General features: G+C 36.4%; 11 protein-coding genes. All 11 read left to right on the plus strand.

Annotated features, from left to right (window positions below; translation table 11 throughout):
• Nucleotides 1–761, plus strand: a 761-nt coding sequence (locus A194_RS0113765; RefSeq protein WP_237718778.1) for a DUF5694 domain-containing protein, incomplete at its 5' end; no start/stop codon positions are given.
• Between the two features lie 138 nt (nt 762–899).
• Entirely contained in the window at nt 900–1,295 is a 396-nt protein-coding gene (locus A194_RS0113770; protein WP_017187396.1) for a VOC family protein, read from the plus strand.
• 69 nt (nt 1,296–1,364) lie between these two features.
• The gene (locus tag A194_RS0113775) at nt 1,365–1,940 is read left to right on the plus strand and encodes a histidine phosphatase family protein (protein ID WP_017187397.1); all 576 of its coding nucleotides are present in this window, start codon (nt 1,365–1,367) and stop codon (nt 1,938–1,940) included.
• Between the two features lie 18 nt (nt 1,941–1,958).
• Nucleotides 1,959–2,402, plus strand: a complete 444-nt coding sequence (locus A194_RS0113780; protein WP_017187398.1) for a GNAT family N-acetyltransferase — start codon at nt 1,959–1,961, stop codon at nt 2,400–2,402.
• A gap of 12 nt (nt 2,403–2,414) precedes the next feature.
• Nucleotides 2,415–2,810 carry an NUDIX hydrolase gene (locus A194_RS0113785; RefSeq protein ID WP_029425299.1) on the plus strand — a complete coding sequence of 132 codons (396 nt, stop codon included), beginning with the start codon at nt 2,415–2,417 and terminating at the stop codon, nt 2,808–2,810.
• 16 nt (nt 2,811–2,826) lie between these two features.
• Nucleotides 2,827–3,297, plus strand: coding sequence for a GNAT family N-acetyltransferase (locus A194_RS0113790; protein ID WP_017187400.1), 471 nt, complete (start codon nt 2,827–2,829; stop codon nt 3,295–3,297).
• A gap of 87 nt (nt 3,298–3,384) precedes the next feature.
• Nucleotides 3,385–4,170 (plus strand): MBL fold metallo-hydrolase, encoded by a 786-nt coding sequence (locus A194_RS0113795; protein WP_017187401.1) that lies wholly within the window; start codon nt 3,385–3,387, stop codon nt 4,168–4,170.
• Nucleotides 4,171–4,247: 77 nt separating this feature from the next.
• Nucleotides 4,248–4,742, plus strand: coding sequence for a GNAT family N-acetyltransferase (locus A194_RS0113800; protein ID WP_017187402.1), 495 nt, complete (start codon nt 4,248–4,250; stop codon nt 4,740–4,742).
• A gap of 15 nt (nt 4,743–4,757) precedes the next feature.
• On the plus strand, nt 4,758–5,267 hold the full coding sequence (locus tag A194_RS0113805; RefSeq protein WP_017187403.1) for a GNAT family N-acetyltransferase: 510 nt from the start codon (nt 4,758–4,760) through the stop codon (nt 5,265–5,267).
• Between the two features lie 15 nt (nt 5,268–5,282).
• On the plus strand, nt 5,283–5,528 hold the full coding sequence (locus tag A194_RS0113810; RefSeq protein WP_017187404.1) for a hypothetical protein: 246 nt from the start codon (nt 5,283–5,285) through the stop codon (nt 5,526–5,528).
• Between the two features lie 18 nt (nt 5,529–5,546).
• Nucleotides 5,547–6,212 (plus strand): HAD family hydrolase, encoded by a 666-nt coding sequence (locus A194_RS0113815; protein WP_017187405.1) that lies wholly within the window; start codon nt 5,547–5,549, stop codon nt 6,210–6,212.
• The last annotated feature ends 124 nt before the right edge of the window (nt 6,213–6,336 follow it).

Consider the following 6,336-nt stretch of genomic DNA (forward strand, 5'->3'; position numbering starts at 1 on the left):
TTTTGACAAGTTATAAACCAACAATCCTTGTCCTCGGCACTGACCATTTCAGTAATTCTGACAATGGTGATCTATCTATGACACAGACAGAAGGTATTTTAAATGGCAAGAGGCAAGAAGAAATAAAACATTTAATTGAATGCCTAAAACGGTTTCAACCAACAAAGGTTGCCTTAGAAGTTTCAACAGATAAACGTGATAATTTAAACAAGGCTTACAGATATTTTTTAAATGATGATTTTCAGTTAACGAGTAATGAAGTGCATCAAATTGGCTTTCGGTTAGCAAAAGAGTCGGGCTTGAGTGAACTCGATGCCGTTGATTGGAATGAAAATTTAGAAGGAATGCCAAACTTAGAAGCTTGGGCTACGGAAAATGAGTCTAACATTTTCAAAGACGTTAAAGAGGAAGTAGAGAAAATAACACGTGAGAACGAAGAACTTTACCGCAATCAGACTATTACGGATTATTTATTGCACTTAAATAGTCTTGAGATGACCAAAGCGAATCATGAAGTTTATATGTCACTTGCTTTAATGGGAAGTGTTGAACACCCCGTTGGAGCTACATGGACAGCACAATATTGGTACTATCGAAACATGGTTATTTATAAAAGGTTAGTCGACCTAATTGATTCTGAACACGAACGAGTATTTGTTTTATATGGTGCTGGCCACCTGCACTTGCTCACACAATTTTTGCAAGAAAGTGGGCGCTTTAAAATTGAAACAGCTGAGCAATATTTAAGGGGAGTTGTATGAGAACTCTGTGGGGTGTATTAATCGTCGGTACAGGCATTTATTAACCGTATTTGGCTTAGGTATTTATGTAAATGCTGACCAAACTGAACCTGTTTAGGTTGGAATAAGAAAGTCGGATAATTTGGAAGGAGACCGTAAATGAGAGGTTTATTACATCATATAGAAATATATGTTTCTAATTTAGAAGAGTCTGCTAATTTTTGGCGCTGGTTTCTTGAAGAGTTAGGGTATACGTCTTATCAAGAATGGGAAAGCGGTTGTAGCTTTAAGTTAGGTGATACATATATCGTTTTTGTCCAAGCAGAAGATCGTTTTTTAGACGTTCCATATCATAGGTGTCGGGTCGGTCTTAACCATCTAGCTTTTCACGCAGAATCGCGTCAGTATGTAGATGAAATGACGGAGAAATTAAAATCACGAGGTGTAAGGATCCTTTACACAGATCAACACCCTTTTGCTGGTGGAGCGAATTATTACGCGGTTTACTTTGAAGACCCAGATCGAATCAAAGTAGAACTTGTAGCGCCGGAGTAGTTTTAATACAGGAACGCTTTCATTTTCAGTCAGTTTTGAGAAAATAATATATTAATAATGGGGAGTTTGATGGAATTAGTATTTGTTAGACATGGACAAGCAGAACACACCATAGATTTACCTCACAGTTTACATACTTCAGACCCTTCTTTAACAAATGAAGGTATCAATCAAGCCAAATTACTTAAGAAACAACTTCCACTATCTAATAAGGACCTCATAATTATTAGTCCTACTCGAAGAACCCTACAGACAGCGCAGATTTGGAGTGAAGATATAAGGTGTCAAAAGGTTGTTAGTCCGTTAATTTCTCCGAGAGTGTTTCCACAAAAGCGAGAAGGGCAGACATTACCTTGTGATGAACTTTTATCTGTAGAGAAAATTAAAGAAGACTTCCCTGACTGTCCTATCCAAGGACCATTACCTAAAAGCTTGTGGTCAACTAGTATAAATAGACTGCCTGATACTGAATTTAAAGTGGTAGCAGAGCATTTTCTGAGATGGTGTAAGACGTTTGGGAGGGAAAGGATTTATATAGTTTCTCATGACGGGACAATAACCTCTTACAGGCAGTTTGTGACAGGGGAAGAGTTAACAAGAAATGATTTTCTACAAGAAACGGCGTGGTTCAAGGTTAATTATTAGTTTAATAGGGGGATAAAGGTGGATTATAATATTGAGGTTTTAGAGACGGATAACGAAAGGTTTTCATCCTTTTTACATAGTAAAGTTAAAGAATATAATAATGAGCTATCTATACACCATAAAAAAGCGAGGCAAAAAGGGGCAGTACAAGCATTCAATATTATTGTATCTAAACACAATGAGGAGTGGATTGGAGGCATTACAGCAGAAGTTTATTGGGATTGGATGGAGCTTAATGACTTTTGGTTTCAAGAGACGTATAGAGGTAAAGGGTTAGGTGGCGAAATTCTTGAAAAGGCAGAGAAAATCGCTAAAGAGAAAGGTGCAACAAAAGCGCTAGTCACGACTTTTGAGTTTCAGGCCCGTACTTTTTATGAAACGAAGGGTTATAGAGTTGTTGGTGAAATAGAAGATTATCCGCCTGGTAGTCGTTACTATACTTTGGTGAAAGAGCTTAGATAGGGAGGGATTCTCCTGAGAAATAGAGGGTCAGTGGTTATAATTGAAGATCAGAAGGTTGTACTAATTAAAAGAGTTAGAGAAGGTTCTGTCTATTACGTCTTTCCAGGTGGTGGAATTGAGGAAGGAGAAACACCAGAGGAAGCTGCTAAAAGAGAAGCTTTTGAAGAATTAGGTGTTGAGGTTAGGGTTAGTGAGTGCCTTGATAAGGTAACGTACAAAGGTACTCAATACTTTTTCTTATCTAAAATTATAAGTGGAACAATTGGGTCAGGTAAAGGTGAGGAGTATACTGACTTGAACAGAAACAGAGGAACTTATGAACCGTTGTGGGTTGGTCTTAATAGGCTATCTTCCCTTAACGTAAAGCCAAAGGAAGTCGCTATAAAGGTTCAATCCTTATTCAAATGATACGTAGGTGAAAGTGATGGAAGTTAGGCTAACAAAAGCAACAGAACAAGATGCGAATATAATTCACGAGACTCAAATTAAATCATTTAAGCCTTTGTTGGAGGAATATAAAGATTATGCTACAAATCCAGGTTATGAAACTATGGATAGGGTAAAAGCGAGAATACATAATCCAAGTGGTGGTTTTTATTTAATCTCAGCTGATGAGAAAGTGGTAGGTGCGATTTGTGTACATTGGAAAGAGAATGGGCAGTATTGGATTAGCCCAATGTTTATCCTTCCTGCTTATCAAGGAAAAGGTATAGCTCAGAAGTCGATTAATTTAATTGAAGAAATGTTCCCTCAAGCTAAGTCTTGGGAGTTGGCGACCATTATGGAAGAAGAGCGGAATTGTTATTTGTACGAAAAGATGGGTTACTTTAAAACTGGAGTAACCAAGAGAATTAATGAGTATGCCAATTTAGTTTTTTATAAGAAGGAATGTTGAAAAGCGTTTTGATGGAAAGAGGAGATAAAAATGCGAAATGAGATTGGTATAAGTAAGCTTTTTAATCGAGGTTGAGAGGTGGATTTTGTGGTCATTCAAGACTCTTGGTTTACAGTTACTCAGATTGATCGTAAAACTTTTGCTATTAGTGAATTTGGTCACTGGGAGAAGGTACACTCATATTTACTAATTGGTGAAAAGAAAGCAGGATTGATCGATACTGGATTAGGAATAGATAACATTAAAAGAATTACAGATCAGTTAACAAGCTTACCGGTTATGGTGATCACGACACATGTTCATTGGGACCATATTGGAAGTCATGGTGAGTATAAAGAGATTTTTGTTCATAAGGACGAGGAAGATTGGCTAGTCAACGGTATTAAAAAGCTACCAATTGAGCAAGTCAGGAAAGATGTTGGGCGTGATATTACCATTCCTACGCCAGATTCATTTAATCCAGAAACGTATCAACCATTTCAAGGTGTGCCTACTGGTTTGTTGAATGATGGAGATGAAATAACTTTAGGAAATCGTAATTTGTCTATATACCATACTCCAGGACATTCTCCAGGTCATATATCACTATATGATCAAAGTACAGGCTATTTATTTACTGGTGATTTGCTTTACGATGAAACGCCTATATATGCCTTTTTTCCAACAACTGACCCCGCTGACCTCACAGAATCACTAGAAAAAATATCAAATATACCAAATGTAACAATGATTTATGGAGGACATAATACGATAGGACTGAGTGCCAAGTTATTAGATGAGGTTAAGTGTGCTGTTAAATTTTTAAGAGAGGAAGATCTTATACATTTTGGAACTGGGATTCATAAGTTTAATGGGTTTAGTGTTAAATTTTAAACCTATGTACCTTAGATTTTAAATTCGGGTTTAGAGGAATTGAAAATGAAATAGATTGAGGTAGGAGAGATGTCTATTTGTTTGAAACGAAAAGATGTTTTATTAATAAATTACAAAAATCAAACTTTGATGATGTTAAGAAATTGTACGTAGATCAAAAAGTAAGAAAGTTTCTTGGTGGTGTGTGTGATGAAGATTCGGTTAATAAGTTGATGGACGAAATGCTTCACTCAGAGGGTGACTCTTATAATTGGATTGTTAAAGAAAAAGCCACAGGTCATTTTATTGGTTTAGTTTCTCTTAACCCTCATCATGATGGTGAAAATCTCGAGATTTCATATCAATTTTTACCTGAATGGTGGGGGCAAGGTTATGCATCTGAAGTCGTTCAGGGGGTTATTAATTTTGCTTTTAATGACTTAAATCTATTAAAAGTAGTCGCAGAAACTCAAACTGCCAATATAGATTCTTGTAAACTTCTAGAGAAATTAGGGATGAAATTAGAACACAAGGTGGTCAGATTTGGAGCAGAACAAGCGATTTATTCCATTCAATCATCATATAACAACTAAGTAGAGGTGGACTATATGAACCCGAACCAAGATCTATTAATTAGAAAGATGAACGATGAAGATTATGAAATCATGGCGAAGTGGTTAAGTACAGAAGAGGTTTTGGAGTTCTATGGCGATGTGAATTCCCCCTTTTCATTGGAACAAGTTAAGGAAAAATACGAACCACGAATTGCCGAAGAAGTACCAGTAACCCCTTATATAGTCGAGTTGGGTGACACACCTATTGGTTATATGCAGAAGTATAGTTTAAGTGAAGAGAAGAAAGTGGAATTCGGCTATTCTACTCATGATCAAGTTTATGGAATCGATCAATTTATAGGTGTTCCAAGCCTTTTTGACAAAGGAATTGGTACTAAAATGGTTCGGCAATTTACTGATTATATTTTTGATAATACGGGTGCAAATGTTGTTGTTTTGGACCCTGAAGTAACGAATGTTAGAGCTATAAAATGTTATGAGAAATGTGGATTTTCAAAAGTGAAATTAATAGAAGAGAATAAATGGTTGATGGAGTACCGTTAGATTGGAGGCGAGTTTTTGAGTAATAAGTTATGGACAACGTTATCAATTATTTGTGCTTTTGTAGGCCTAGCTTTATGGTTACCGAATATCATTTTTCAATTTGGCTATAGCTTTTGGGCTTTAACATTCTTAGTTAATCCCATTGGTGCATTGTTTGGCTTGATCGGTAAAAGTAAGTTAGGAGTTGTGTTGAACCTCATTATGACATTTAACTTTTTTATTTTGATGTTTATAGGGTATTTCTTGCTTAGTTGGTTATGACATGAAAGGAGAAAACATATGATCAAAGCTGTCGTGTTCGACTTGGATAGAACGTTGTTAGATCGAGATAAGTCTGTGAAGGTCTTTGTTGAGAAACAATATGACAGATTGAAAACATTTTTGGATCATATACCTAAAGAAAAATACATAACGAGATTTGTCGAGCTGGATCAAAGGGGTTACGTATCAAAAGATCAAGTTTATCAACGCATAGTCAATGAGTTTAACATTACAGGATTGACATGGCAGGAGTTACTTGAAAATTATAATAGTCGTTTTAAAGATAGCTGTGTACCATTTCCTAACCTTAATAGAATGTTAGAGACATTAAGTGACCATCATCTTATGCTTGGGGTCATTACGAATGGTAAAGGCCAATTCCAATTAGATAATATTAAGGCCTTAGGGATTGAGGATTACTTCGAAACTATCCTTATATCAGAATGGGAAGGGGTGAAAAAGCCTGATCCTCAATTATTCCATAAAGCATTAGAATCACTAGGTGTGGTGCCTGCAGAAAGCATTTATGTCGGCGACCATCCAGAAAATGATATTATAGCTTCTCAAAATGTTGGTATGAAAAGTATTTGGATGAAAGATGAGCGGTACGATGGCGTTCAAGCGGATTTTATTATAGAAGATTTGATGGAGGTACCTGGGGTAGTGGAAAAGATCAACAAATAGAAATGTTGATTACGAGGGGGAGTGTTTTGGATGGACAACAAGAAAGAGCTAACTGAGCATTTGTATTCTTTGGAAGTAACTTTGCTTAAAGGTGAAGTTCGTAAGTGTGCTGAGACTGCCAAGG

This window comes from Alkalibacillus haloalkaliphilus C5 (assembly GCF_000269905.1).
Taxonomy (GTDB): Bacteria; Bacillota; Bacilli; order Bacillales; family Alkalibacillaceae; genus Alkalibacillus; species Alkalibacillus haloalkaliphilus_A.

What these genes read in the sequence shown, in the direction of transcription:
- A194_RS0113790 (WP_017187400.1), top strand. Translation starts at nt 2,827, where the DNA reads ATGGAAGTTAGGCTAACAAAAGCAACAGAACAAGATGCGAATATAATT.
- A194_RS0113770 (WP_017187396.1), top strand. Translation starts at nt 900, where the DNA reads ATGAGAGGTTTATTACATCATATAGAAATATATGTTTCTAATTTAGAA.
- A194_RS0113775 (WP_017187397.1), top strand. Translation starts at nt 1,365, where the DNA reads ATGGAATTAGTATTTGTTAGACATGGACAAGCAGAACACACCATAGAT.
- A194_RS0113815 (WP_017187405.1), top strand. Translation starts at nt 5,547, where the DNA reads ATGATCAAAGCTGTCGTGTTCGACTTGGATAGAACGTTGTTAGATCGA.
- A194_RS0113805 (WP_017187403.1), top strand. Translation starts at nt 4,758, where the DNA reads ATGAACCCGAACCAAGATCTATTAATTAGAAAGATGAACGATGAAGAT.